We start from the raw sequence: 23,474 nt of genomic DNA, 5'->3' as shown, positions 1-23,474 counted from the left end.
AAACGGTCTTGGCTCTTTGTTCGTTTTGCCCGATTCACTACTTTTGCCGTCAAATCATACACATGAAATTTTCGCTGTTGTCGCTCATGGCCGTGCTTTTGCTCGTCGGCTGTCAAAAGAAAGAATCCGATAAAAACCTGCACATCACCGGCCATGTCAAAGGCCTGATGAAAGGCACGTTGTACATCCAAAAGATCGTCGACACGTCGCTCGTGGCCATCGACACGATCAAGATCGACGGCAATTCGGAATTTTCGAGCGACTTTGACATCGACTCGCCACAAATGTTTTACCTGTTCCTCGACCGCGGCGTGACCAACTCGCTCGACAACAACCTGCCGTTTTTTGTCGAGCCGGGCAACATCAGGATCGAGACCGAACTCGACAGGTTCCTGTCTGGGGCAAAGATCACGGGTTCGAAAAACAACGAAAAGTTTGAGGAATTCAAAAAGGTAAAATCGCGTTTCACCGACCAGAACCTCGAACTGATGGAACAAAAACTCAACGCCTACCGCTTTAACAACAACGCTAAACTCATCGACAGTTTGGAACGTATGCAGGATGCCAACCTGAAACGTCTTTACCTGTACACGACGAATTTTGCGATCAACAACAAAGACCTCGAGGTGGCGCCGTATTTGGCTTTGGCCGAGATCCCGAACATCCACCTCAAGTACCTCGACACGATCCAAAAATCGATGACGCCCAAGGTCGCGAAATCGTTCTATGGTAAAAAGTTGATCGAATTTTACAAGGAGCGCCAATCGGCAGAGCAAAAACAGCCGTAACTACCTGGCTTGTAAAAAAATAGTTGTTTTGGTAGGGTATTTTTATTTAGGTTTGTTACACATAAAACACTCAAAACAACCCTTTTATGAAAAACCAACTATTACTCCTGGCGTCTTTCGCGCTGGTGTTCGCGGGCTGTAGCAGCGACGAAGAAACCATGCCGACCCCTGCCGCACCCGAAGCGGCCACCTACAAAATCATCAACAACGGAAATGGCGGCGTCACGACCGTTTCGGACGAGGCCGATGCCGCATCTTTGCAAATCGCGCAGGCCATCCCGTCGGTATCGGGACGTGTGTATCCGTCGAACATGCCGATCGTGTTCTTTCTCGACGACAAGATCCTGTTGAGTTCGATCACGACCGAATCGTTCATCGTCAAGGAAAACAACGTGGCCAAGGGCGGGACAATCTCGGTCAACGAAGCCTCTAACGGTTTTGCGATCTTTACGTTTACCCCCAAACACGCGTTCAAGCCCAATGCGGCCATCGACATCATCCTGACCACCGACCTGAAAGACGACGGTGGCAACGGATTCGACCAACAAGTCAGCTACAATTATACGACATCGGCTTTGCAACCGGCCAGCTTTGACACCAACGGCGGTTTCGAAAACGGTGCCGATGGCGTGAACTTCATCGGCGACGGTAACATCATGACCTCGCCGCAGGGCTGTATGGCACCGTTCGAGGGCAGTAACTTTGGCGCGATTTCTACGGGCGACCATTTGATTTCGGCCGATGACGCGATTGGTGGCGCTTCGAGCGTGATGATCGTGGGGCCTATCGCCGAACCGGTATCGTCGATTACTTTCAACTACAACTTCCTGTCGGCCGAATTCCAGGAGTATGTGGGCAGCGTGTACGACGATTCGTTTGTCGTGATCGTGTATGGCGACGACGGCGCGTATACCGAAATGGTGAACAGCGTCAATTTGATCGGGCTCGACGGCAATACGCAATGTACCGGATTCCCGGGTATGGCCGATGCGGGCGACGAATATTACGGCGCTACGGGATGGCTCAACAAGACGATGAGTTTCCCGAGCGTGGGCGCGAACGCGCACGTTATTTTTATCGCGACCGATGTGACCGACCAGATCTTTTCGACCATCGTCGGGGTCGATGACGTGAGTTTCGGCAATTAAGCGAGACCGTTCAATTTATTATAACGCCACAAGGATCAACTTGTGGCGTTTTTGTTTGTGTTGATTCGTAAATTTGTTAATGGTAGATTTTTACTTCGTACAGTTCGCCCTTCGGGCTCGGGTCTGTAAAGGGATGAAATTTTAAAAGGGTATTTTTCGCTTCGTAGGGAAGAGGGCAATGAAGGTTATTCCCAACAAAATATTTCGGATACTTGTATACAGAAAATCTGTACATTTTGTTAAATGTTGATAAATTGTATGCATTACCCCCGAGCAGTCGAAAAACGCAACCAAGCGTCAGAACCCGACTAACGTCAAAAATTTGTCAGCCGCGCACCCCATCTTCTATTGCTAGAAAAAAATTTAAAGCACATAATCCATCCCAAAGCAAATCTTCAAAAAGAGTTACTGCGGCGCCAATAACCCAACCGTGTTGTGACAAAATGATATTTTATGTGAAAATGTCACACCAAATACTGTGACATAATAACATTTTGTGCAAACATGTCACACTAAATATTGTGACATAATGGTATTTTGTGTGAATTTGTCACAAAGCAACCTACTGTTGGCGCGGGATGCCAAGAAACGATCATGTCGAAAGAAAATTATACCGATGCGAAAGGCACGTCGGCAAAGGAAAGTTTTGTCCAAAAAAAAAAACCACCACGAATGTGATGGTTGATTGAGCCGATAGAGGGACTCGAACCCACGACCTGCTGATTACAAATCAGCTGCTCTAGCCAGCTGAGCTACACCGGCGTCTCAATATGCTTGCAAATATAGAAGCGAAAATCAGATTTCCAAAATAAATTTGCAGTTTTTTAGCGCTTGGAAACCCTTACAGCGCGTTGATCTTTTCAACGAGTTGATTGGCAACTTGTTCCAATTCGGCATGTACTTGCTTGAAATGCGCCTTTTTGTTTTCGACGTTTTTCGCGTTCACTTTTGCAATCAGGTTGTCGAATGCCTTGATGGCGTCGTCGATCACCGCATTGCTTGCATCGGTTGGCTTTCCGGTTGTCGACATCTCATACAAATACACCGCCTCGATCAAATCGCCCAACACATAATTGATGTCTTTCTTCAAATTTCTAACGTTTGCCATTGTCTTTGTTTTTAAAAGTTGCTGCAAAATTAAGCATAAACTTTGGGTTATGAAATATAAATTTCGAGCAGGGAAGCCTGTCCTTTAAGCGTAAATGTCTTGACCGATGCGGGAACCAACACCGTATCGCCTGTTTTGTACCGGTAATTTTCACCGTTGGTCTCGATCTCGAAACCGCCCTCGACGCACATGTACACCGTAAACGAGGCGCCGTCCTTTTGCACCGTCGCCTGGCCGTCGAGCGGCAAATAGTTGGTCGTGAAGTAAGGACAATCGACCATGGCGTTCGACGCGTTCGGGTGCTTGCTGTATTGTTTTTGCGTATCGGTCAAATCGTAGTTGATCGCGTCCAAAGCCAAATCGACGTGCAGCTCGCGCGTATTGCCCTGCGCGTCGCGTCGGTCGAAATCGTAGATGCGGTAGGTGATGTCGGAGGTTTGCTGGATCTCGGCGATCACCAACCCCGCGCCAATGGCATGTACCGTGCCCGTCTCGAGGAAAAACACGTCGCCTTTTTGGGCGCCTACCGTGTGTAGCAAATCGAGGATCGTCCCGTCTTCCAGACTTTTCAGGTATTCTTCGGGCGATGATTTCTTTTCGAAACCCACAATGATACGCGCATCGGCATCGGCCTGCATCACGTACCACATTTCGGTTTTGCCGAACGAATCGTGCCGCTGTTTGGCCAAGGCATCGTTCGGATGCACCTGGATCGACAAATCCTCGCGCGCGTCGAGGAACTTGAACAGCAGCGGAAATTGTTTGCCGAACCGCGCATGGACTTGGGTACCGAGCAGCTCATCGGGATAAGCCTCGAGCAATTCGGTCAGCGATTTTCCCGCGTAAAAGCCATTCGAGACCACGCTCACATCGCCCTTGACGTCCGACAGCTCCCAACTCTCGCCAGTAATCGCCGACGGAATCGGCTTGTTGAACATCGACTTTAGTTTGGTTCCGCCCCAGATGCGCTCTTTGAGGATGGGGTCGAATTGCAGTGGATAGGCTTTAAAGTTCATCTTGGGCTGGTTGTTTAACGGTCCGCGTGTCCAGTTCTTTTTGGATGGCCTGCTCGAGCGCTTTGTTGCTCTTCGAATTCCTGACGATGACATAAGTCAGGATGAGCGGAAAAAACGTAAAGAACCCAAAACCCTTGGTGGTCGCAGCATACACCACGATCCCGATCGTGAATCCGACCAGCGCAGCATCGATGATTTTGTTGGTCTTTAGCTTTTTGAGTTTTTGCGTCAGTTCCTGTTCGCTGAGTTCGCTCCAGTTGGATTCCATGGTTTTATTTTGGGTTATCGGTTCGATTGTTTATTGGCCGCGGTACGATACGAAATTTCGCGGTGTTTCATACAAGACCACTTCGAGTTCGTGTTCGCTTTTGACGCGCTTGCGGAGTTTGTTCCAAATGACCACGACGATGTGCTCGGCAGTTGGGTTCAAGTTCGCAAACTCGGGTACATCGAGGTTCAAGTTCTTATGGTCCAACGGCAGCTCGACTTCTTCGTAGATGTATTGCGCCAGTTCTTTGATGTCGATCACATAACCGGTCTCGGGGTCGATTTCGCCCGTCACGCTCGCGATCACTTCGTAGTTGTGTCCGTGAAAATTCGCGTTGTTGCATTTGCCGAACACCGAATCATTTTTCTCCATCGACCAATCCTTGCGGTACAAACGGTGCGCGGCGTTAAAGTGCGACTTTCTACTGACAGTAACTCTCATCGTTCAAATTGGAATTTGGAATTTGGAATTTGGTGCTTGGTACTTGGAATTTGGAATTTGGAATTTTCAAATAGTATGTTCCTCTATATAATGATAAAACTCGTCAAATATGATCCGGAACCACACCGTGTACTTTTCGGGATGGTCCTGCATGTCTTGCTGTATGTCTTCGATGGCCATCCATTTCCAATCCTCGACCTCGTCGGGGTTGATGTTGGGCGCCTGGTCGTACCGGCCGATCATCACGTGGTCGAGCTCGTGCTCGGTAAGCCCGTTGTCGAATGGCGCCTTGTAGATAAAATGGAACAGTTCGGTGAGTTCGGCCGTAAAGCCCATTTCCTCGAACAGCCGTCGTTTGCCCGCCTCTACGTTCGATTCGCCTTCGCGCTGGTGGCTGCAACAGGTGTTGGTCCACAACAACGGCGAATGGTATTTGTGGTGCGCGCGTTGCTGAAGCATGATTTCGTTGCGGTCGTTGAGGATAAACACCGAAAACGCACGGTGCAAAACCGCCTTTTGGTGCGCCTCGAGTTTGGGCATAAGCCCGATTTGCTGGTCTTGTTCGTTGACGAGGATGACGTTTTCTTCTTTCATAGCCGTTTCAAAAGTACAAAAAAACAGCGTCTGCCAACAGCGATCTGTACGAGATAAACCACTACGGCGGGTTAATTTGACCGCGGTCTTTCGCCAAACGTCAAAAAAGTCCTATTTTTGCGCACGCCGAAGCAGATGTAAGACGCCCGGCCACAGACACATGCTTTTCAATTCCATCGCGTTTGCCATCTTCCTGCCGATTGTTTTTGCGCTCTACTGGTTTGTGGCGCACAAAAACCTGAAGTTCCAGAACTTGCTGCTGCTGGCCGCGAGTTACTACTTTTATGCGTGCTGGGATTACCGCTTTTTGTTCTTGCTGATTTTTTCGACGTTGCTCGATTACGGCACGGGCCTTCAGATGCACCAAGCCAAGAGCGAGCAAATGAAGAAATTCTGGTTTTGGTTGTCGATATCGGTCAACCTCGGGTTTTTGGGCGTGTTCAAATACTACAACTTCTTTGTGCAGTCGGCCGCCGATGCGTTGTCGGCCTTTGGCGTGCAATCGAACTTTTGGACGCTCAACGTGATTTTGCCCGTCGGGATTTCGTTTTACACGTTCCACGGCTTGTCGTATGTGATCGATATTTACAAAGACCGCATCAAACCCGAGAAAAATTTTATCGACTATGCCGTCTTTGTGAGTTTCTTTCCGTTGCTCGTGGCCGGGCCTATCGAACGTGCGACGCACCTTTTGCCGCAAATCCAAACCAAACGCATCTTCAACTCGGCCCATGCCGCCGACGGTTTGCGTCAAATCTTGTGGGGTTTGTTCAAGAAACTCGTCATCGCCGACAATTGCGCAGAGTATGCCAACATGGCCTTTGGTCCGGGTGAACATTCGGGCAGTACGCGCATCTTGGGTGTGGTGTTCTTTACGTTCCAGATTTACGGCGATTTCTCGGGCTATTCCGACATCGCGCTCGGAACGGCAAGGCTTTTTGGTATCGACCTGTTGCGCAATTTTGCATTCCCGTTCTTTTCGCGCGACGTTTCCGAATACTGGCGGCGTTGGCACATTTCACTGTCGTCGTGGTTCAAGGATTATTTGTACATCCCACTGGGCGGGAGTCGTGGCGGGACGTGGATGAAAATCCGCAACACCTTCATCATTTTCCTCGTGTCGGGATTCTGGCACGGCGCGGCCTGGACCTATGTGTTCTGGGGATTTTTGAATGCGTTGTTCATGTTGCCGTCGTTACTTTCGACCAAAAAACCCGATCCCGATATCGTGGCCAAGGGCCGTATTTTTGCCACGCCCAAGGAAATGGGCCAGATCCTGCTCACGTTTGCACTCACCGTGTTCATGTTCATTTTCTTCCGCGCGACCGACATGCACCACGCCTTTGAATATGTGGGCGAAATACTGTCGGCATCGACCTTTACCAAGCCGTTCGGCATCCGCAACGAAGTCGTTTGGCTGCTTTTGGCCTTTATTTTTATCGAATGGATGGGACGCGAAGACCATTATGCGCTCGAAAAAATCGGCGTAAAATGGCCCAAGCCGCTGCGACTCGGGTTTTACTACCTGATCATGGCCGTGATTTTCATGTATGCGGGCTCGAGCCAGGAATTCATTTATTTCCAGTTTTAAGATGAAAAGGTTTCTGATCAAATTCGTGTTGTTTTTGCTGCCGATAGGGCTATTGGCCTACGGATTGGACGTTTTTATTTCATCAAATCTGCGCAAATCCACAGGGTTTACCAAGGGCGAGATGACGGTGTGGAGCGACCTGTACGACAAAAAAGTCAATTCTGAGATACTGGTCATGGGATCGTCGCGCGCGTGGGTACACCTCGATGCGAAAATGATCGGCGACAGCCTGCACACCAGCGCTTACAACTTGGGTATGGACGGCCACAACTTTTGGATGCAGGACTTTCGTTTCCAACTCGCGATGCAGCAACCGGTCAAACCCAAAGTGGTCATCCAATCGATCGATGTCTTTACGCTTGCACGCCGCAAGGACTTGTTTTATTCGGAGCAATTCCTGCCGTACATGCTGGGCAACGATTCACTGCAAAAGGTCACCCAGAATTTCATCGGCTACGAAAACTACGACTTCCACATCCCGCTGATCCGTTACTACGGAAAAGGCAAGGCGATGCTCGAAGCGTTCAAGATTGCGTTGGGCGGCAAGAACGAACCGACGCGCATCCGCGGGTACCAAGGCCAACTAATTCCCTGGACCAACGAACTAGAGGAAGCCAAAAAACGCATGAACCATTTTACGGTCGAGATGGAACCGCAAACCGTGGCGCTGTTCGAACGGTACATCCAATTTTGCAAAGCCAGCGGCATCCAGCTTGTTTTTGTGTACAGTCCGGAGTACATCGAAGGGCAGCAATTCATCGCCAACCGCAAACAAATGATTGATGTATACCGGAAGTTCGCTCAAAAATACAGCATCCCGTTTTTCGACTATTCGACCGACCCGATCTCTTACGACCGGAATTACTTTTACAATGCGCTGCACATGAACAAGTTCGGCGCCGAAAAATTCACGGCAGAATTCATCCAGGATTTGCGCACGCTCGACCTCAAGTACTGACAAACTTTTGTTAATTGTGCGCGCTTTGGCAACCCGGCGGCGATTTGCTTTGTAATTTCAACCGAATTTTGCGAGCAACCATGAACCGACTTCCCCTTCTCTTGATGTGTATCGTACTGACGGCCTGCGGACGCGCGCAAGAGCCGAAAGCCGTACCGGTCCAAAAATCGAACCCTTACTATTCGCGTACCGACACCAAAAAACTCAAGGTTTCCGACGCCGAATGGAAAAAAGTACTCTCGCCCGAACTGTACGAAGTATCGCGTTTGGCCGGCACCGAGCGCGCCTTTACCGGCAAATATTGGGACACCGATACCAAGGGTACGTACTACTGCGCGGCCTGCGGCAACAAGCTGTTCGAATCGACGGCCAAGTTCTCGAGCCATTGTGGCTGGCCCAGTTTCTTTAAGCAGGATAACAAGAACAGCACCTACGAAAAGTCCGACCTTTCGCTGGGCATGGACCGTATCGAAGTGTTGTGCGCGCGTTGCGACGGACATCTCGGCCATATTTTTGACGACGGGCCGCCGCCCACGGGCAAACGTTATTGTATGAATTCGGTCGCGCTCGACTTTGAACCCAAAAAATGATGAAGCAATTTTGGCTGTTGATGCTGTTGCCGATCGGGATGCTCGGCCAGCAAAAGAAAAATCTCGAAACCATTACGTTGGCGGGCGGCTGCTATTGGTGCGTCGAGGCGATTTATGAAAACCTCAACGGCGTGCAATCGGCGGTGTCGGGCTACGCGGGCGGAACCAAGCCGAATCCCACGTACGACGAAGTCTCGACCGGGACGACAAACTATGCCGAAGTCGTGCAAATTACGTATGACCCGTCGGTGACCAACCTCGACGAAATCTTCAAGGTTTTCTTTACCGTACACGACCCCACCACGCTCAACCGGCAGGGCGCCGATGTGGGTACGCAATACCGTTCGGCCATCTTTTACAAAAACGACCTCGAAAAAAAGGCCGCGCAGCAAATCATCGCCGCGCTAAAAAAGGCCAAGGTCTACAACCAACCGATCGTGACCAAGATCGAGCCGCTGGGCAAATTCTACAAAGCCGAAAACTACCACCAAAACTACTACGCGAACAACAAAAACCAGCCCTACTGCCGCGCGGTGATCCAGCCCAAGATGGAAAAGTTTGAAAAGGTTTTCAAGGACAAATTGAAGAAAAAATAATCTTTAGCCGCAGATTCGTTTGTGGCTTTTTTTGGGCGTGCCGGCGCATGGGACTGTGGGTGACATTAAAATTTTTCGGGCGCCGTCGGGCTGTCCGCGCTACGCGGTAGCTTGCTTCCATCCCTCACGCGAGCGTGCCGAAGGTAGGAATTTCCGATTCATAAAGGTATTCGTCGAGACCGACAAATCCGCTAAAACTTTAACATTTTTTACAGATTTTCTGTAACCAAGCCACGGTTTTATTTTTTAGGGATAAACCTACTTTGCCCCCTACCCTAGCGCCAAGATACGATTTTAAGATAAAAGTCTTTTACAGAAAAACTGTATATCTGAATAGGCAACAAAAAAATCTATTTCAAAGCCTCCGCAATCTTGAGCGCACACTTCTCGCCATCGATCGCCGCCGAAATGATCCCACCCGCATAACCCGCACCCTCGCCGCACGGATACAGCCCTTTGATTTGCAAATGCTCGAGCGTCTCGTTATCGCGCGGAATACGTACGGGTGAAGAAGTACGTGATTCAGGCGCATGCAAAATTGCCTCGTTGGTGAAATACCCGCGCATCGATTTGCCGAACTCGGAAAAACCCTGCCGCATGATTTGCGTCAAAAAGCCCGGAAAAACTTGCCCTAGTTCTACCGATGTCGTGCCTGGCACATAAGAGGTTTTAGGAATATCGGCCGACACCTTGCTTTGCGCAAAATCAACCATACGTTGGGCAGGAACCCTTTGCGTCTCGCCCGCCAAATGCCACGCTTTTTGTTCGATGGCTTTTTGAAATTCCATTCCAGCCAAGGCGCCGAATTTGGCATAAGGTTTAAAATCTTCCAACTTCAATTCGACTACAATCCCTGAATTGGCGGTCACCTGATCGCGTTTCGAAGGCGACCAGCCGTTGGTCACGACTTCGCCTGGACTTGTCGCGCACGGTGCAATCACGCCGCCAGGACACATGCAAAACGAATACATGCCGCGTCCTTCGACCTGTTTGACGATCGAATACGGCGCGGGCGGCAGGAACTCGCCGCGAAAATCGCAACTGTATTGGATTTGGTCGATGAGTTGCTGCGGATGTTCGGCGCGCACGCCCAGTGCAAACGGTTTGGCTTCGATCAGGATGTTTTTGCGGTCGAGCAGTTCAAAGATGTCGCGTGCCGAGTGGCCCGTTGCAAGTATCATTTTGGACGCTTCGATGGTATCGCCATTTTGCGTGACGATGCCTTGCACTTCATTATTCTTGACAACAATATCGGTCAGTTTGGTACCAAACAGTACTTGCCCGCCACGTTCGATGATTTTCTCGCGGATGTCTTCGATGATCTTGGGCAATTTGTTGGTCCCGATGTGCGGATGCGCCTCGATCAGGATTTCGGTCGAGGCACCGAACCCCACGAGCAGCCGCAGAATCCGGTCAACGTCGCCGCGTTTTTTGGAACGCGTGTAGAGTTTGCCGTCGGAATAAGTACCCGCGCCGCCTTCGCCAAAACAATAGTTCGAATCTTCGTCTACGGTATGGTCGCGGTTGATGGCCTTGAGGTCGCGACGTCTGCCGCGTACGTCCTTGCCACGTTCGATGACGATGGGTTTGAGCCCGAGTTCGATGAGTTGCAAGGCCGCGAACAAGCCAGCCGGACCCGCGCCCACGACAATGACTGCTTGCTTATTGGAGACATTCGGATAATCGGGGAGCTCGATTTTTTGTTCGGCGATGGGTTCGCCTTTGAAGAAAATCTCGAGTTTCAGGTTGATCTTGATGGCTTTTTGACGCGCGTCGATCGAGCGTTTGAGAATGACCGCGTGCTGGATTTCATTGGGCGACACACGAATGAGTTTGGCGACGTGTTCGCGGATCAATGAATCGTGTGCGGCCGTCTCGGGCGAAACCTGGATGAGCAGTTCTTTGGGCATGGGGCAAAGATAATTTGGAAATTTGAAAATTTGGAAATTTGGAAATTATTTTCCGGTGGTTGCGTGAAATTTGAAATTAAAACGCGGAAAATGAATTTGAAAATGTTAGCGCATTGTCTTCGCGTGAGGGATTGCAGCGGAAATCCTTTTTTGATTAACGGAACGCGGTGAAGGAAATTAAAAAAGATTGCCTCACCAATTTAATATTTTAATTGGTGTTCGGTCTGTTCGCTATCGCTCGGGTGCAGCGAAAAGCCTGACGGCGCACTACGAATTTCGATCGGTGCAAAAATATGTTCCGCGCCGGCACGCCCAAAAAAAACTACCTTTGCACCATGAGACAAATCAAAATGATCTGGGATTTTCGCGGACCGGCTGCGGCCAAAACCGCCGAACACCATGAAATCCATCTGCGCGAGTACATCGCGATGGAAAAACTACCACTCGAGATTACGGGATTCAAAGCCGTGAACGAGATGCACGCGGTTGCGTTTATGGTGGTCACCGATGCAGAGATGGTACAAGTAAGGGACGCTTTAAAGCCACACCGCGCAGAACTCTATACTTGAAATTCCAAAATCCAAATTCCAAATCCCAAACCTCCTAAGAACGTTTGGAATTTGGAATTTGGTGCTTGGAATTTACTTTTTCTTTTTAGTTTGCGACTTCAGAAATAAACTTAATCCGCATAAACCGCAATTCATCGATGTCATAATCGCCGTCGAATTCCTTGAGTGCGTCTTCGATACGGTCTGATTCCGATTCCATGAAATAGTCGTGGATTTCCTCTTGTTGTTCGTCGTCGAGCAAATCGTCTACCCAATATTTGATGTTGAGTTTGGTGCCCGAATAGACAATCTGTTCCATCTCCTTAATCAGCGCGTCCATCGTAAGTCCTTTGGCCGACGCGATATCGGTAAGCGCGAGTTTGCGGTCGATGCTCTGGATGATGTAGAGTTTGTTGGCAGAATTGGCTCCCGTAGATTTGACGACCAAATCGTCCGGGCGGATGATGTCGTTTTCCTCGACATAGCGGCTGATGAGCTCGACAAAATCCTTGCCGTACTTCTTGGCCTTGCCCTCGCCCACCCCGTGTATGTTGGTCAGTTCTTCCATGCTCGACGGATACTTGAGCGCCATGTCTTCGAGCGACGGATCCTGGAACACTACAAACGGCGGTACGCCCAGTTTTTTGGCGACCTTTTTGCGCAAATCGCGCAGCATGGCCATGAGCGCCTCGTCGGCGGTACCTGAGGATTTGCCCGCAGTGACAATGCTGTCGTCGTCGGACTCGCCATATTCATGGTCTTCGCTCATCATAAACGGTTTGGGATGCATGATGAAATCGAGTCCTTTGTCGGTTACTTTTAGGATGCCGTAGGTTTCGATCTCCTTGCTCAAAAGCCCTTCTACAAGCACCTGACGGATCAGCGCCTGCCAGTGGCGTTCCTCTACATCGGCGCCCGCGCCAAAATACTCGTGTGTATCGGTCTTGTGCGCCTTGATCACGGCATTGACACGACCGATAAGCGTAAAGATGATTTCCTTGGCCTTGTACAAGTGCTTGGTATCGCGTACCACCTTGAGCAGCTTGACCACTTCGTCGGTGGCTTCGCGTTTGGGTTTTGGATTGCGCACGTTGTCGTCCATATCGGCGCCTTCGCCATTTTCGGTATCGAACTCCTCGCCAAAATAGTGGAGCAGGAACTTACGACGCGACATAGACGTTTCGGCATACGCGACCACCTCCTGCAACAACGCAAAGCCAATTTCCTGTTCGGCCACGGGTTTGCCCGACATGAACTTCTCGAGTTTCTCTACATCTTTATAGGAGTAATAGGCCAAACAATAGCCTTCGCCGCCGTCGCGACCCGCACGACCGGTTTCCTGGTAATAGCTTTCGAGCGATTTGGGAATGTCGTGGTGGATTACAAAACGCACATCGGGTTTGTCGATGCCCATGCCAAAGGCGATGGTGGCCACCACTACATCTACGTCTTCCATCAAAAACATGTCCTGGTGTTTGGCGCGCGTCTTGGCGTCGAGCCCCGCGTGGTACGGGACTGCGCTGATGCCGTTTACTTGTAACACCTCGGCAATCGATTCGACTTTTTTGCGGCTCAGGCAATAGATGATGCCCGATTTGCCTTTGTTTTGTTTGATGAAGCGTATGATATCGGCTTCGACCGACTTGGTCTTGGTGCGTACCTCGTAGTACAGATTCGGACGGTTGAACGATGCCTTGAATACGTTGGCACCTGCCATATCGAGGTTCTTGAGGATGTCTTCCTGGACCTTGGGCGTGGCCGTGGCCGTGAGCCCGATGACGGGTACGTTGCCCAATTGCTTGATGATGTGGCGCAGGTTGCGGTATTCGGGACGAAAATCGTGGCCCCATTCCGAGATACAGTGCGCCTCGTCGATCGCGACAAACGAAATCGGGACGTTCTGTAAAAAGATGACGTATTCTTCCTTGGTCAAGGATTCGGGGGCTACGTAGAGCAACTTGGTGATGCCCGACGAAATGTCGTTTTTGACCTGCGTGATCTCGGCCTTGGTGAGCGACGAGTTGAGCACGTGTGCGATGCCGTTCTCCGAAGAGAGGCTGCGGATCGCATCGACCTGGTTTTTCATCAACGCAATCAACGGCGATACGACGATGGCCGTACCCTGCTGCACCAGCGCGGGCAATTGGTAACACAACGACTTGCCGCCGCCGGTGGGCATGATCACGAACGTGTTTTGCTGGGAAAGGATGCTTTTAATGACCTGCTCCTGAAGGCCTTTGAACTGGTTGAAACCAAAATACTTTTTAAGTTCTTTGTGTATGTCAATTTCGCTTGTGCTCATTCGGGATGAAGTGGTATTCTTTTGTTAATCGTAATTGGAGTAATGGTATTTTGCCTAAATTTGCGACACCTAAAGATACTACTTTCTTTTTGACATACAAATTTTATAACACGCTGTTTTGACCTCAAAAGAAAATATCCTCGCCGCCGCCAAAAAAGCGATTCTTTCGGAAAGCGCGTCCATCTCAAAACTCGTCGATTTTGTCGATGCCGATTTTGCCACCATCGTAGAAACCATCTACCACGCCAAAGGAAAATTGGTCGTGACGGGTATCGGCAAGAGCGCCATCATCGCGCAAAAAATCGTCGCGACGATGAATTCAACGGGAACACCATCGGCATTTTTACACGCGTCCGAAGCCATCCACGGCGATCTGGGCATGGTGCAGGACGGCGATGTCATCATTTGTATCTCCAAAAGCGGCAACAGCCCAGAGATCAAGATCCTGGTCCCGTTTCTCAAACGCCACGGAAACGTATTGATTGGCATGACGGGCAACGTGACCTCGTTTTTGGCCAAGGGATCGGATTATATTTTGAACACCACCGTAGACGCTGAATGTTGCCCGAACAACCTCGCACCCACCAACAGTACCACCGCGCAACTTGTCATGGGCGATGCGCTGGCGGTTTGTTTGATGGAGATGCGCGACTTTAAGCCCGAGGATTTTGCGATGTACCATCCGGGTGGTTCGCTCGGCAAAAAACTGCTGCTGCGCGTGGGCGACATGCTCGACCGTACGCACAAACCAGAGGTATCGCCCGAGGCTTCGATCAAGCAGGTCATTGTCGAGATCTCCGAAAAACGTTTGGGTGTGACGGCCGTGGTCGAAAACGGCAAAATCATCGGTATCATCACCGATGGCGACATCAGGCGTATGCTCAGCGAGCGCGATTCGTTGGCCGGCGTGACCGCACGCGACATCATGACCCAAAATCCAAAGATGATCCATTCTACCGATATGGTGGCCGATGCGCTCAACCTGCTCGAGGACTTTTCGATCACGCAACTGATCGTCGCCGACGACGGGGTGTACCAAGGCGTCGTCCATTTGCACGACATCCTTAAAGAAGGTATTGTGTAATGGCGAAGGAAAAAAAGAACATCAACGAAATGTCGTTCCTTGACCATCTTGAGGAATTGCGCTGGTTGCTCGTACGTTCGACCATTGCGGTGCTCATTGCCGCGGTGGGCGTCTTTTTTGTAAGCGATTTTATCTTCGACAAGGTAATCTTTGGCCCTACCGACGCCAACTTTATCACCTACCGCAGTTTTTGTGAACTCTCGCAGTACGTGGGTTTTAAGGACAGCATTTGTGTCGAAAAACTCGATTTTGTGATCCAGAACACGGCCATGGAAGGCCAGGTGAACATTTTTATCTGGATTTGTATTGCAGGCGGATTCATCGCCGCGTTCCCTTATATTTTGTGGGAATTGTGGAAGTTCATCGCGCCGGCTTTGTACCCAAAAGAACGTAAGAACGCGCAACTTTTTATAGGTGTTGCGTCGATTTTGTTCTTTTTGGGCGTGTTGTTCGGCTATTTTATCGTCATTCCGATGTCGGTCAACTTTTTCGCCGGATTTCAGGTATCGAGCGTGGTCAAGAACGAATTCAACATCGACTCTTATATTGGATTGGTCAAGACGTCGGTACTGGCCAGCGGGTTGTTTTTTGAGATGCCGATCGTCATCTATTTCCTTACGCGCCTGGGCTTGGTGACGCCCATGTTTTTGCGCAAATACTGGAAATGGGCCGTGGTGATCATTCTGGTCGTGGCCGCGATTGTCACGCCGCCCGATGTGGTAAGCCAGATCATCGTGACCTTGCCGATGCTCGCGATCTACGAATTATCGATTGCATTGTCGAAAATGGTGTACCGAAAAAGATTGAAAGAAGAACAAAGTTTACAGAAAAATGGCTGATCTCGTACAAGAATTCAACGACTACCGTTCCAAGATGAACGAAAAACTGCTGGCCGATAACAACTTGGTCATCAAACGCATTTTTAACCTAGACACCAACGCCTATGCCGCGGGCGCGCTCGACGTCAAGACCAAGGAACTTTTAGGGCTTGTGGCCTCGGTCGTATTGCGTTGCGACGATTGCATCAAATACCACCTCGAAACCTCGCACAAGGAAGGCATCTCGAAAGAAGAAATGATGGAAGCCATGGGCATTGCCACCTTGGTGGGTGGTACGATCGTGATCCCGCATTTGAGAAGGGCGTATGAGTTTTGGGAAGCCTTAGAAAATGAGGCAATTTGAAAATTTGGAAATTTGAAAATGCCAAACTGGATTTTGCAAATGATCTTTAAACTATGTCGAACAAAAATCAATTGGTGATTTGAAAATGCCAAACTGGGCGTGGAAATTAATCGTTAAGTTATACCAAACAGACACCAAAAAGTTATTAATTTGTACCGAATTTGAAAATTAACGGAATCATTTCATTCCCAAATTTCCAAATTTCCAAATTTTCAAATTATGATCCTAAGAGCAGACAATCTGGTCAAAACCTATAAAAAACGTACGGTCGTCAAAGGCATTTCGGTAGAGGTCAACCAAGGCGAAATCGTGGGGCTTTTGGGGCCAAACGGTGCCGGGAAAACGACGTCTTTTTACATGATCGTAGGACTGGTCAAACCCAACACGGGCAACATTTGGCTCGACGATATGGAAATCACCGACTTCCCGATGTACAAACGCGCGCAGTACGGCATCGGATACCTGGCGCAGGAAGCGTCGGTGTTCCGCAAACTCAGCATCGAAGACAACATTTTGAGCGTCCTGCAACTTACCAAGCTCACCAAGGAGGAACAGGAAGCCAAGATGGAATCGTTGATCGACGAGTTTGGTTTGCAGCACATCCGTACCAACCGCGGCGATTTGCTTTCGGGCGGCGAACGCCGTCGTACCGAAATCGCACGCGCATTGGCCACCGATCCTAAATTCATCCTGCTCGACGAACCGTTTGCGGGCGTAGACCCCGTAGCGGTCGAGGACATCCAGCGCATCGTTGCCCAGCTCAAGAACAAGAACATCGGCATTTTGATCACCGACCACAACGTACAGGAAACCTTGGCCATCACCGACAAAACCTATCTGATGTTCGAAGGCGGCATCCTCAAGGCGGGTGTTCCAGAAGAGCTTGTCGAGGACGAAATGGTACGTCGTGTGTACCTTGGCCAAAACTTCGAATTGCGCAAAAAGAAACTCGAATTCTGATGGAAACCCCGCAGGAAAAACAATGGCGCGAAAACCCCGACAACTGGATTTGGGGCATGTTCTATTTTAACCGCGAAGACAAGCGCATGTTGCCGCCCAAACGCACGCCGTGGATGGGTTGGACGGTAAATTTTGCGAACCGTAAATCGGTGTTGTTTTTTGTGGGGATGATGGCGTTTTTTGCGATGGTGGTGTACCTGATCGGACGCGGCCGATAGCTCTGGTCGCTTTACCGGTTTTCTGTGCGCTTTTTTGGAATCTACATAGAAACTGTTCGGAAAAATATGTCGCGGTACGTTGCGATGGCACGCGTCGAAACACCTCCTTCGCGTAGCAAAATAAAATTGCTGCCATACCCCGACCGACATCGTTTAACATCCGCAACCGAATTCCCTAGTTAGGATTAAAACTTTAACAAAAAGTACAGATTTTCTATAGAAAAGTGTCAAAAATTATTCGTTGGGATATACTTCCAATGCCCCCTTCCCATGTCACGAAGCTACACTAAAAATCCATTCAATCGTTACAGAAAATCTGTAAATTAAGCGCTAATTGATCGTCAGATAGTGAAGCTGTTTGGGCGTGCCATTGTAAATATTGACGTCTACGTTGCCCAAAATCCCTTCCACCGAAGCACTTTCGGTAAACTGCCAGAACAGCCAGTCGTCCTTGATGTCCTCGACAAAAAAGTTGTAGTTGGCGATCCAAAACGTGTAGTCCTTGAATTCTTCTTTTAAGAACGCGTCGTAGTATTTTTCGCCTGTATAAATAATGGGCCGCACCTTGTAATGTTTGTCTACCTTGTCCAGCCAACGCCTGAGCCCTTTTTTGAGGCTGTCGACAGATTGGTGCTCGGGCAATTTCTCGATATCGAGCACGGGCGGCAAATCGCCGGTTTGCAGTTTGACGGTCCTGATGAAATTCTCGGCCTGCTCGATCGAATTTTCGTTCGGGCGGTAATAGTGATACGCCCCACGCAATATTCCCTTTTTGCGCGCCGCGGCCCAATTGTCTTTGAAACAGGTGTCTTTGGCGTCCTTGCCCGCCGTCGCACGGATGAACACAAATTGCAGTAAAAATGTATTTTCTACATATTGCACCTTGCTCCAATCGATCTGGCCCTGGTACTGCGACACGTCGAACCCGATGACCTTTTCTTCGTACTTGGTCATAAGCTGGTAATTGCGTACATCGCTGATGCGCTTTTCTTCGGGCGTTTTTTGTTTGTGGATCTTGTGCGATTTGAACCCGAGATAGTACGCGAGCCCATCGCGGTAATGGTAAATCGCGCCTGCGATGAACAAAAGAATGACGCTGCCAATCAAAATCTGCAACCTGGCGCCGCCCCAAAACGCAGACTTCTTTCGCCTGGTGGGTTTGCGCATGCCTGCATTTCGTTTTACCGGACGCTTTCTCATGCTCCAGAAAACTATTTCTTCCCGAATTTATTGTGCAGTACCGAAAGCAGGATGTACAACATGATCACCAACGGAACACCAGCAAAACCCAAGGCGAGCAAAAGCAAAAGCGATAGGGCAAGGAACACCACTTGCAAGGCGTTTTTCTTTAAACTGAAATCTTTGACCTTGAGCGAAAACAACGGAATATCGGCGTTAAGGATGTAGGCGCTGAACAACGCAATGGCCAGCAAAATACCGTGATCGGTAAGTGCTTCGATGACAAAAATCGATTCGGTGTCGGCCAACACCAACGGCAAACTCATGATGAACAACGCATTGGCAGGCGTGGGCAACCCGATGAACGAATCGGTCTGACGCGTATCGATGTTGAAATTGGCCAAACGATAACATGAACCCAACGTGATTACAAAACCCAACAACGGAATCCAGTCGAGGTTCCAACCCGATCCGCCTTTCATGAGCTGGTACATGACCAATCCGGGCGTGAGACCGCTGGTGACCATATCGGCCAACGAGTCGAGCTGCAACCCGAGCGGGCTCGACACCTTGAACATCCTGGCGAAAAAACCATCAAAGAAATCGAGAAAAATGCCCGCACAAACAAACAAGAACGCCAGCGTAAAATTTTCGACCATCGCATAAGTGACGGCAATACAACCGCAAAAAAGGTTTCCGAGCGTGATGGCGTTGGGGACGTGTTTCTTGATGTTCATTTGTAAATGTTGAAAAACAAATTTAGCACAATAACTCCAACAGATGTGCGTTTTTTAGTAGACTTTTTACAGCGCCCCTTTTCTTTTGACCAAACGTGCCGCAAGCGCAGAAAAATTTATATTTTTGGCAGGATTTATTGCAAACCCCGTAACACGCCTATTTTGAGTAAAAAAATTGCGTTTCTTTTCTTGGTTTTGACGGTGGCATTGGGCCATGCGCAAACGGTCAGGAAGTACTCCAACGAGTTCATGAACATCGGGGTCGACGCCGCGGCGCTCGGGATGGCCAACGCCGTGACGGCAAGCACGATGGATGTCAATTCGGGGTATTGGAATCCGGCGGGATTGGTGCAACTCGAAGACAAGCAGGTCGCGCTCATGCACGCGAGCTACTTTGCGAATATTGCGGCTTATGATTATGCGGCTTTCGCGACACCCATAGACGACCGTAGCGCGTGGGGTATCTCGGCCATGCGTTTTGGTGTCGATGATATCTTGAACACCACCGAACTCATCGACGACCAGGGCAACATCGACTACAACCGCATCTCGAAATTCTCGACGGCCGATTACGGTTTTGTCGTATCGTATGCGCGCCGGTTGAAGGTGCCGGGCTGGCAATACGGTATCAATGCCAAAGTCATCCGACGTATCATCGGCGATTTTGCGAATTCGTGGGGATTCGGGATCGACGCCGGCATCCAGTTCGAACGCAACGACTGGAAATATGGTTTGATGCTGCGCGACATCACCACCACCTACAACATCTGGAACATCAACGAAGAGGAATACCAAAAAATCAAGGACGCCGTGCCGGGCGAAAACCAGGAACTGCCCGAAAGCACCGAAATCACGATGCCCAAGGCGCAGCTCGGGATCGCCAAGAAATTTGAATTCCACTACGATTACACGTTGCTTGCCGCGGTAAACCTCAACATGGAATTTGCCGAAACCAACGATTTGATTTCGACAAGTTTTGTTTCGATCGCGCCCGCCATAGGGTTTGAAGGTGGCTATACCGACCTCGTGTTTTTGCGCGCGGGCGTGGGCAACTTCCAGCAAATTACGCAAATCGACGGATCGGGCAAACTCAGTTTCCAGCCCAACATTGGTCTTGGCTTTAAATACAAAGGCATCCAGATCGATTATGCGCTGACCGATTTGGGCAACCAAAGTGCCGCGCTTTACTCGAACATCTTCTCGCTCAAGGTCGACTTGGGCATTTTCAGGTGATGGATTTTTTGAAGAAACCACTCGCGCTGTCTGCGCTTTCGGGATTGTTGCTCGCGATGAGCTGGCCCACATATGGCTTTCCGTTGTTGATTTTTGTGGCGTTCGTTCCGCTGCTGTTCGCCGAATTTAAACTGCGCCAAACCGCCCGCAAAGTAAAACTAAAGATTTGGGCCAACGCCTATTTGACCTTTTTGCTTTGGAACCTGATCACGACCTGGTGGCTGTTTTATGCCTCGGCGGTCGGGATGTTGTTTGCGGTGCTCGTCAATTCTTTGTTGATGAGCGTTTTGTTTGTGGCCTATCATGTGGTCGCCAAACGGATGCCGCGTTTTTGGGCGCTTGCCTTTTTTGTGGCGTTGTGGATTTCGTTCGAACGTTTTCACCTTGGCTGGGACTTTTCCTGGCCGTGGCTCAATCTCGGGCATGTTTTTGCCGATTATCCGCAGTGGATACAATGGTACGAATACACGGGCAGTTTTGGCGGGTCGCTTTGGGTGTTGCTCGTCAACGCGTTTGTGTTCCATACCGCGATGGCGACAGCCGACCACTCGGCGCGCAACGTCTTCCAAAACGTATTCCCCAGGTTTGTGGCTTTTGTGTCGATCCCGATCGTGGTATCGCTGTGGATTTACCATACCTACGAGATCCAGGGGCTTACCAAAGAAGTCGTGGTGCTGCAACCCAACGTAGACCCATACACCGAAAAGTACGACACACCGAACCTTGAAACCACCAGGGGGTTGCTGGCGCAGGCCGATGCCGTCGTCAGCCCCGAAACCGAGTTCATCATCGCACCCGAAACCGTCCTGGCCGAAAGCGCGCCGTTTGATCATTTTTACTATTCGCCGGGTTTTCAGATGATGAAAAACTACCTTGCCAAACACCCAAAAGCCGAGTTGTTGTGGGGCATCGATACCTATCGTTTTGTATTGGACTCTGCCAACGTACAGCCGTCGTCAAACCTATACAGACCAGGCGTTTGGGTCGATTTTTACAACGCGGCCCTGTTCGTCAACCACAAGCCCGATTTTCAGAAATACTACAAGTCCAAGTTGGTCGTGGGCATCGAGAATCTGCCCTACAAAACTGTGCTCGAACCGCTGTTGGGTAACTTTATGCTCGACCTGGGCGGTACGATTTCGACCAAGACCACCCAACCGGACCGCACGCCTTTCCTATCGGACGACGGGACCAAAGTAGCGCCCATCATTTGTTATGAATCGGTGTATGGCGAATACGTCACGGGGTTTGTGAACAACGGCGCCGATTTTCTGGCCATCATCACCAACGATGCATGGTGGAACGAAACCCAGGGCCACAAACAGCACTTGACGTTTGCAACCTTGCGCGCGATCGAAACACGACGCGACATCGCACGCAGCGCCAATACTGGTATTTCGGCTTTCATCGACCAAAAAGGCGACATTGTAAGCCGCACGCAATACAACGAAAAAACGGCATTGCGCGGCCGTGTGCACCTCAACAAAAACCTGACATTTTATGTGCGTTACGGCGATTACATCGCGCGTGCCGCCATCGCTACGCTGTTCGTACTACTGCTGGTGGTAGTCTTGAAAAACAGAAAAGTGCGGTACTGATTACTGTCCGCGGTAAAACAGAATGGTGCTGAAGGTCTTGAGCACGATGTTGATGTCGAGGAAAATACTGCGGTGCTTGATATAATACAAATCGTATTGCAACTTGATCAGGCTGTCCTCGATGGTTTCGCCATAAGAATAATTAACTTGCGCCCAACCGGTTAGCCCGGGCTTGATCACGTGGCGTGTTTCATAAAAAGGCATCTTTTCGGCGATTTCGCTGACGAACACCGGCCGTTCGGGACGCGGCCCGATGACGCCCATGTCGCCCTTGAGGATGTTGATGAATTGCGGGAATTCGTCTACACGGGTCTTGCGCAGGAATTTGCCGAAGGTGGTGATGCGCGCATCGTTGGTGGTTGTAAACACGGCGCCGTCTTTTTCGGCGTTCTTGACCATCGTCCGGAACTTCAGTATCTTGAACACCTCGCCGTTCTTACCCACCCTATCTTGCGTGTAAAAAAGCTTGCCGCGGTTGCCCAACAGGTTACCCAAAAGGATGAGCGGCAACAGCGCGACCGTGAGCAGGAACCCGCACAACGACAACACGATCTCAATCAACCGGACTACGAGCAAATACAAGTGGTTTTGGTTGCTTCGGCTGAAAGGAAAATACCTGTAAAAATCCTGCGCGACATACTGCACGGGAATGCGTTGCGTGATGCTCTCGTATACCTGCGTGTATTCGCGGATGATGTATCCGTTCTCGAGCAAGTGGATGAGTTGGTTGTAGATGCGTGCCGAAATGGCATCGGACTTTTGCGAGGCCACTACCACTTCCGACACCGCATGGTCTATTACAAATTGCTCTAACGTGTTGGCAGGGACCGCAGTAATCGAGTGCGCGGTCGACATCGGACTTTGCGACGCACTATCGGACTGCACGAACCCCATAACTTTGTAATGCGGATCGGCATTTTCGAGCGCGCTGACCAGTTCGGCAACCTGTTCGCCATCGCAAATGAGGATCACTTTTTTGATGAAGCGACCTGAGGCCAGAAAATGTACGTAGATCAATCGCCAAATGAGCAACGATGAAAGTACAGCCACAAAAAAGTAAAAAATCTGCAAACGATTCGAAGGCAACACCGGTGTGTAGATTGGCGTCAAAAGGTAAACCAACACCGTAGTAGATGCTGTGAGTATTGTACTTTTTACAATTTGAAACTGGTGACTGGCGACCTGTAGGTTGTACATTTCAAAAACGGTGCCGATCAAGGTGATGTAAAACCCAAGTACGATGGTCCAGTAAAAGTTACTGGTAGAAAATTGAAAATAACTGAAATTAAAATAATTGCCCACAATGTACAACGACAGCAGCACCCAAAAAATATCGAAGATCCGCAAAAGGATTTTGCGTTCCGATATCTCGAAGTGTATTTTCTTGTGTTGCATCATTTGCACTGGAAAAGAGTCCGCAATTTA

The 23,474-nt window shown here is 49.8% G+C and carries 24 protein-coding genes and 1 tRNA gene; 14 read left to right on the top strand and 11 right to left on the bottom strand.

The window, feature by feature from the left end:
* Positions 1-62: 62 nt before the first annotated feature.
* Both BLP55_RS06610 and BLP55_RS06605 read left to right on the top strand, forming a co-directional pair.
* The gene (locus tag BLP55_RS06610; protein ID WP_091141537.1) at positions 63-788 is read left to right on the top strand and encodes a DUF4369 domain-containing protein; all 726 of its coding nucleotides are present in this window, start codon (positions 63-65) and stop codon (positions 786-788) included.
* Positions 789-874: 86 nt separating this feature from the next.
* Positions 875-1,936 carry an Ig-like domain-containing domain gene (locus BLP55_RS06605; RefSeq protein ID WP_091141536.1) on the top strand — a complete coding sequence of 354 codons (1,062 nt, stop codon included), beginning with the start codon at positions 875-877 and terminating at the stop codon, positions 1,934-1,936.
* Positions 1,937-2,624: 688 nt separating this feature from the next.
* Here BLP55_RS06605 and BLP55_RS06600 read toward each other — a convergent pair.
* The 6 genes from BLP55_RS06600 to idi all read right to left on the bottom strand — a co-directional run bounded on the left by BLP55_RS06600 (position 2,625) and on the right by idi (position 5,363).
* A tRNA-Thr gene (locus tag BLP55_RS06600) sits at positions 2,625-2,698 on the bottom strand.
* A 79-nt stretch (positions 2,699-2,777) separates the two neighbouring features.
* Positions 2,778-3,044 carry a hypothetical protein gene (locus tag BLP55_RS06595; RefSeq protein ID WP_091141535.1) on the bottom strand — a complete coding sequence of 89 codons (267 nt, stop codon included), beginning with the start codon at positions 3,042-3,044 and terminating at the stop codon, positions 2,778-2,780.
* Positions 3,045-3,091: 47 nt separating this feature from the next.
* Positions 3,092-4,060, bottom strand: coding sequence for a type I phosphomannose isomerase catalytic subunit (locus BLP55_RS06590; protein ID WP_091141534.1), 969 nt, complete (start codon positions 4,058-4,060; stop codon positions 3,092-3,094).
* A complete protein-coding gene (locus BLP55_RS06585) occupies positions 4,050-4,328 on the bottom strand; it encodes a hypothetical protein (RefSeq protein WP_091141533.1) in 279 nt (92 codons plus the stop codon). Before BLP55_RS06585 ends, BLP55_RS06590 begins: the two co-directional genes overlap by 11 nt.
* A gap of 30 nt (positions 4,329-4,358) precedes the next feature.
* On the bottom strand, positions 4,359-4,769 hold the full coding sequence (locus BLP55_RS06580) for a 6-carboxytetrahydropterin synthase (protein ID WP_091141532.1): 411 nt from the start codon (positions 4,767-4,769) through the stop codon (positions 4,359-4,361).
* A 66-nt stretch (positions 4,770-4,835) separates the two neighbouring features.
* Positions 4,836-5,363: an isopentenyl-diphosphate Delta-isomerase gene (gene idi / locus BLP55_RS06575; protein WP_091141531.1), complete on the bottom strand. Its 528-nt coding sequence runs from the start codon at positions 5,361-5,363 to the stop codon at positions 4,836-4,838.
* A 160-nt stretch (positions 5,364-5,523) separates the two neighbouring features.
* Here idi and BLP55_RS06570 point away from each other — a divergent pair, with 160 nt between their 5' ends.
* The 4 genes from BLP55_RS06570 (at position 5,524) to msrA (ending at position 9,098) form a co-directional block, all read left to right on the top strand.
* The gene (locus BLP55_RS06570) at positions 5,524-6,954 is read left to right on the top strand and encodes an MBOAT family O-acyltransferase (protein WP_091141530.1); all 1,431 of its coding nucleotides are present in this window, start codon (positions 5,524-5,526) and stop codon (positions 6,952-6,954) included.
* A gap of 1 nt (position 6,955) precedes the next feature.
* Positions 6,956-7,912, top strand: a complete 957-nt coding sequence (locus BLP55_RS06565; protein ID WP_091141529.1) for a hypothetical protein — start codon at positions 6,956-6,958, stop codon at positions 7,910-7,912.
* 80 nt (positions 7,913-7,992) lie between these two features.
* A complete protein-coding gene (msrB, locus tag BLP55_RS06560; RefSeq protein WP_091141612.1) occupies positions 7,993-8,502 on the top strand; it encodes a peptide-methionine (R)-S-oxide reductase MsrB in 510 nt (169 codons plus the stop codon).
* A complete protein-coding gene (gene msrA, locus BLP55_RS06555) occupies positions 8,499-9,098 on the top strand; it encodes a peptide-methionine (S)-S-oxide reductase MsrA (RefSeq protein WP_394331917.1) in 600 nt (199 codons plus the stop codon). Before msrB ends, msrA begins: the two co-directional genes overlap by 4 nt.
* A gap of 350 nt (positions 9,099-9,448) precedes the next feature.
* On the opposite strand, the gene BLP55_RS06550 is transcribed toward msrA, so the two are convergent.
* Positions 9,449-11,008 carry an NAD(P)/FAD-dependent oxidoreductase gene (locus BLP55_RS06550; RefSeq protein ID WP_091141527.1) on the bottom strand — a complete coding sequence of 520 codons (1,560 nt, stop codon included), beginning with the start codon at positions 11,006-11,008 and terminating at the stop codon, positions 9,449-9,451.
* Positions 11,009-11,343: 335 nt separating this feature from the next.
* Here BLP55_RS06550 and BLP55_RS06545 point away from each other — a divergent pair, with 335 nt between their 5' ends.
* Positions 11,344-11,577, top strand: coding sequence for a hypothetical protein (locus BLP55_RS06545; protein ID WP_091141611.1), 234 nt, complete (start codon positions 11,344-11,346; stop codon positions 11,575-11,577).
* An 85-nt stretch (positions 11,578-11,662) separates the two neighbouring features.
* Here BLP55_RS06545 and BLP55_RS06540 read toward each other — a convergent pair whose 3' ends face one another.
* Positions 11,663-13,858, bottom strand: coding sequence for a RecQ family ATP-dependent DNA helicase (locus BLP55_RS06540; protein WP_091141526.1), 2,196 nt, complete (start codon positions 13,856-13,858; stop codon positions 11,663-11,665).
* A 118-nt stretch (positions 13,859-13,976) separates the two neighbouring features.
* Here BLP55_RS06540 and BLP55_RS06535 point away from each other — a divergent pair, with 118 nt between their 5' ends.
* The 5 genes from BLP55_RS06535 (at position 13,977) to BLP55_RS06515 (ending at position 17,302) form a co-directional block, all read left to right on the top strand.
* On the top strand, positions 13,977-14,942 hold the full coding sequence (locus BLP55_RS06535) for a KpsF/GutQ family sugar-phosphate isomerase (protein WP_170826805.1): 966 nt from the start codon (positions 13,977-13,979) through the stop codon (positions 14,940-14,942).
* Entirely contained in the window at positions 14,942-15,781 is an 840-nt protein-coding gene (gene tatC, locus BLP55_RS06530; protein WP_244503431.1) for a twin-arginine translocase subunit TatC, read from the top strand. The genes BLP55_RS06535 and tatC overlap by 1 nt, the downstream gene beginning before the upstream one ends.
* Positions 15,774-16,124, top strand: coding sequence for a carboxymuconolactone decarboxylase family protein (locus tag BLP55_RS06525; RefSeq protein ID WP_091141525.1), 351 nt, complete (start codon positions 15,774-15,776; stop codon positions 16,122-16,124). Before tatC ends, BLP55_RS06525 begins: the two co-directional genes overlap by 8 nt.
* Positions 16,125-16,343: 219 nt before the next feature.
* Positions 16,344-17,084 (top strand): LPS export ABC transporter ATP-binding protein, encoded by a 741-nt coding sequence (lptB, locus tag BLP55_RS06520; RefSeq protein WP_091141524.1) that lies wholly within the window; start codon positions 16,344-16,346, stop codon positions 17,082-17,084.
* Positions 17,084-17,302 (top strand): DUF5808 domain-containing protein, encoded by a 219-nt coding sequence (locus BLP55_RS06515; protein ID WP_091141523.1) that lies wholly within the window; start codon positions 17,084-17,086, stop codon positions 17,300-17,302. The genes lptB and BLP55_RS06515 overlap by 1 nt, the downstream gene beginning before the upstream one ends.
* Positions 17,303-17,632: 330 nt before the next feature.
* Here the strand turns inward: BLP55_RS06515 and BLP55_RS06510 are convergent, their stop codons facing one another.
* Positions 17,633-18,469, bottom strand: coding sequence for a glycoside hydrolase family 25 protein (locus BLP55_RS06510; RefSeq protein ID WP_244503430.1), 837 nt, complete (start codon positions 18,467-18,469; stop codon positions 17,633-17,635).
* A 44-nt stretch (positions 18,470-18,513) separates the two neighbouring features.
* Positions 18,514-19,218 (bottom strand): CDP-alcohol phosphatidyltransferase family protein, encoded by a 705-nt coding sequence (locus BLP55_RS06505; RefSeq protein WP_091141521.1) that lies wholly within the window; start codon positions 19,216-19,218, stop codon positions 18,514-18,516.
* Positions 19,219-19,380: 162 nt separating this feature from the next.
* Between BLP55_RS06505 and BLP55_RS06500 the strand changes: the two genes are divergently transcribed.
* A complete protein-coding gene (locus tag BLP55_RS06500; RefSeq protein ID WP_449403948.1) occupies positions 19,381-20,451 on the top strand; it encodes a putative type IX sorting system protein PorV2 in 1,071 nt (356 codons plus the stop codon).
* Positions 20,451-22,049 carry an apolipoprotein N-acyltransferase gene (gene lnt, locus BLP55_RS06495; protein WP_091141520.1) on the top strand — a complete coding sequence of 533 codons (1,599 nt, stop codon included), beginning with the start codon at positions 20,451-20,453 and terminating at the stop codon, positions 22,047-22,049. The genes BLP55_RS06500 and lnt overlap by 1 nt, the downstream gene beginning before the upstream one ends.
* On the opposite strand, the gene BLP55_RS06490 is transcribed toward lnt, so the two are convergent.
* Positions 22,050-23,447 (bottom strand): sugar transferase, encoded by a 1,398-nt coding sequence (locus BLP55_RS06490; protein WP_091141519.1) that lies wholly within the window; start codon positions 23,445-23,447, stop codon positions 22,050-22,052.
* Positions 23,448-23,474: the final 27 nt, after the last annotated feature.

This window comes from Flavobacterium caeni (assembly GCF_900101895.1).
Taxonomy (GTDB): domain Bacteria; phylum Bacteroidota; class Bacteroidia; order Flavobacteriales; family Flavobacteriaceae; genus Flavobacterium; species Flavobacterium caeni.
This window is presented reverse-complemented; position numbering and strand designations above follow the sequence as displayed.

What these genes read in the sequence shown, in the direction of transcription:
- BLP55_RS06610 (WP_091141537.1), top strand. Translation starts at nt 63, where the DNA reads ATGAAATTTTCGCTGTTGTCGCTCATGGCCGTGCTTTTGCTCGTCGGC.
- BLP55_RS06605 (WP_091141536.1), top strand. Translation starts at nt 875, where the DNA reads ATGAAAAACCAACTATTACTCCTGGCGTCTTTCGCGCTGGTGTTCGCG.
- BLP55_RS06595 (WP_091141535.1), bottom strand. Translation starts at nt 3,044, where the DNA reads ATGGCAAACGTTAGAAATTTGAAGAAAGACATCAATTATGTGTTGGGC.
- BLP55_RS06590 (WP_091141534.1), bottom strand. Translation starts at nt 4,060, where the DNA reads ATGAACTTTAAAGCCTATCCACTGCAATTCGACCCCATCCTCAAAGAG.
- BLP55_RS06585 (WP_091141533.1), bottom strand. Translation starts at nt 4,328, where the DNA reads ATGGAATCCAACTGGAGCGAACTCAGCGAACAGGAACTGACGCAAAAA.
- BLP55_RS06580 (WP_091141532.1), bottom strand. Translation starts at nt 4,769, where the DNA reads ATGAGAGTTACTGTCAGTAGAAAGTCGCACTTTAACGCCGCGCACCGT.
- idi (WP_091141531.1), bottom strand. Translation starts at nt 5,363, where the DNA reads ATGAAAGAAGAAAACGTCATCCTCGTCAACGAACAAGACCAGCAAATC.
- BLP55_RS06570 (WP_091141530.1), top strand. Translation starts at nt 5,524, where the DNA reads ATGCTTTTCAATTCCATCGCGTTTGCCATCTTCCTGCCGATTGTTTTT.
- BLP55_RS06565 (WP_091141529.1), top strand. Translation starts at nt 6,956, where the DNA reads ATGAAAAGGTTTCTGATCAAATTCGTGTTGTTTTTGCTGCCGATAGGG.
- msrB (WP_091141612.1), top strand. Translation starts at nt 7,993, where the DNA reads ATGAACCGACTTCCCCTTCTCTTGATGTGTATCGTACTGACGGCCTGC.
- msrA (WP_394331917.1), top strand. Translation starts at nt 8,499, where the DNA reads ATGATGAAGCAATTTTGGCTGTTGATGCTGTTGCCGATCGGGATGCTC.
- BLP55_RS06550 (WP_091141527.1), bottom strand. Translation starts at nt 11,008, where the DNA reads ATGCCCAAAGAACTGCTCATCCAGGTTTCGCCCGAGACGGCCGCACAC.
- BLP55_RS06545 (WP_091141611.1), top strand. Translation starts at nt 11,344, where the DNA reads ATGAGACAAATCAAAATGATCTGGGATTTTCGCGGACCGGCTGCGGCC.
- BLP55_RS06540 (WP_091141526.1), bottom strand. Translation starts at nt 13,858, where the DNA reads ATGAGCACAAGCGAAATTGACATACACAAAGAACTTAAAAAGTATTTT.
- tatC (WP_244503431.1), top strand. Translation starts at nt 14,942, where the DNA reads ATGGCGAAGGAAAAAAAGAACATCAACGAAATGTCGTTCCTTGACCAT.
- BLP55_RS06525 (WP_091141525.1), top strand. Translation starts at nt 15,774, where the DNA reads ATGGCTGATCTCGTACAAGAATTCAACGACTACCGTTCCAAGATGAAC.
- lptB (WP_091141524.1), top strand. Translation starts at nt 16,344, where the DNA reads ATGATCCTAAGAGCAGACAATCTGGTCAAAACCTATAAAAAACGTACG.
- BLP55_RS06515 (WP_091141523.1), top strand. Translation starts at nt 17,084, where the DNA reads ATGGAAACCCCGCAGGAAAAACAATGGCGCGAAAACCCCGACAACTGG.
- BLP55_RS06510 (WP_244503430.1), bottom strand. Translation starts at nt 18,469, where the DNA reads ATGCGCAAACCCACCAGGCGAAAGAAGTCTGCGTTTTGGGGCGGCGCC.
- BLP55_RS06505 (WP_091141521.1), bottom strand. Translation starts at nt 19,218, where the DNA reads ATGAACATCAAGAAACACGTCCCCAACGCCATCACGCTCGGAAACCTT.
- lnt (WP_091141520.1), top strand. Translation starts at nt 20,451, where the DNA reads ATGGATTTTTTGAAGAAACCACTCGCGCTGTCTGCGCTTTCGGGATTG.
- BLP55_RS06490 (WP_091141519.1), bottom strand. Translation starts at nt 23,447, where the DNA reads ATGATGCAACACAAGAAAATACACTTCGAGATATCGGAACGCAAAATC.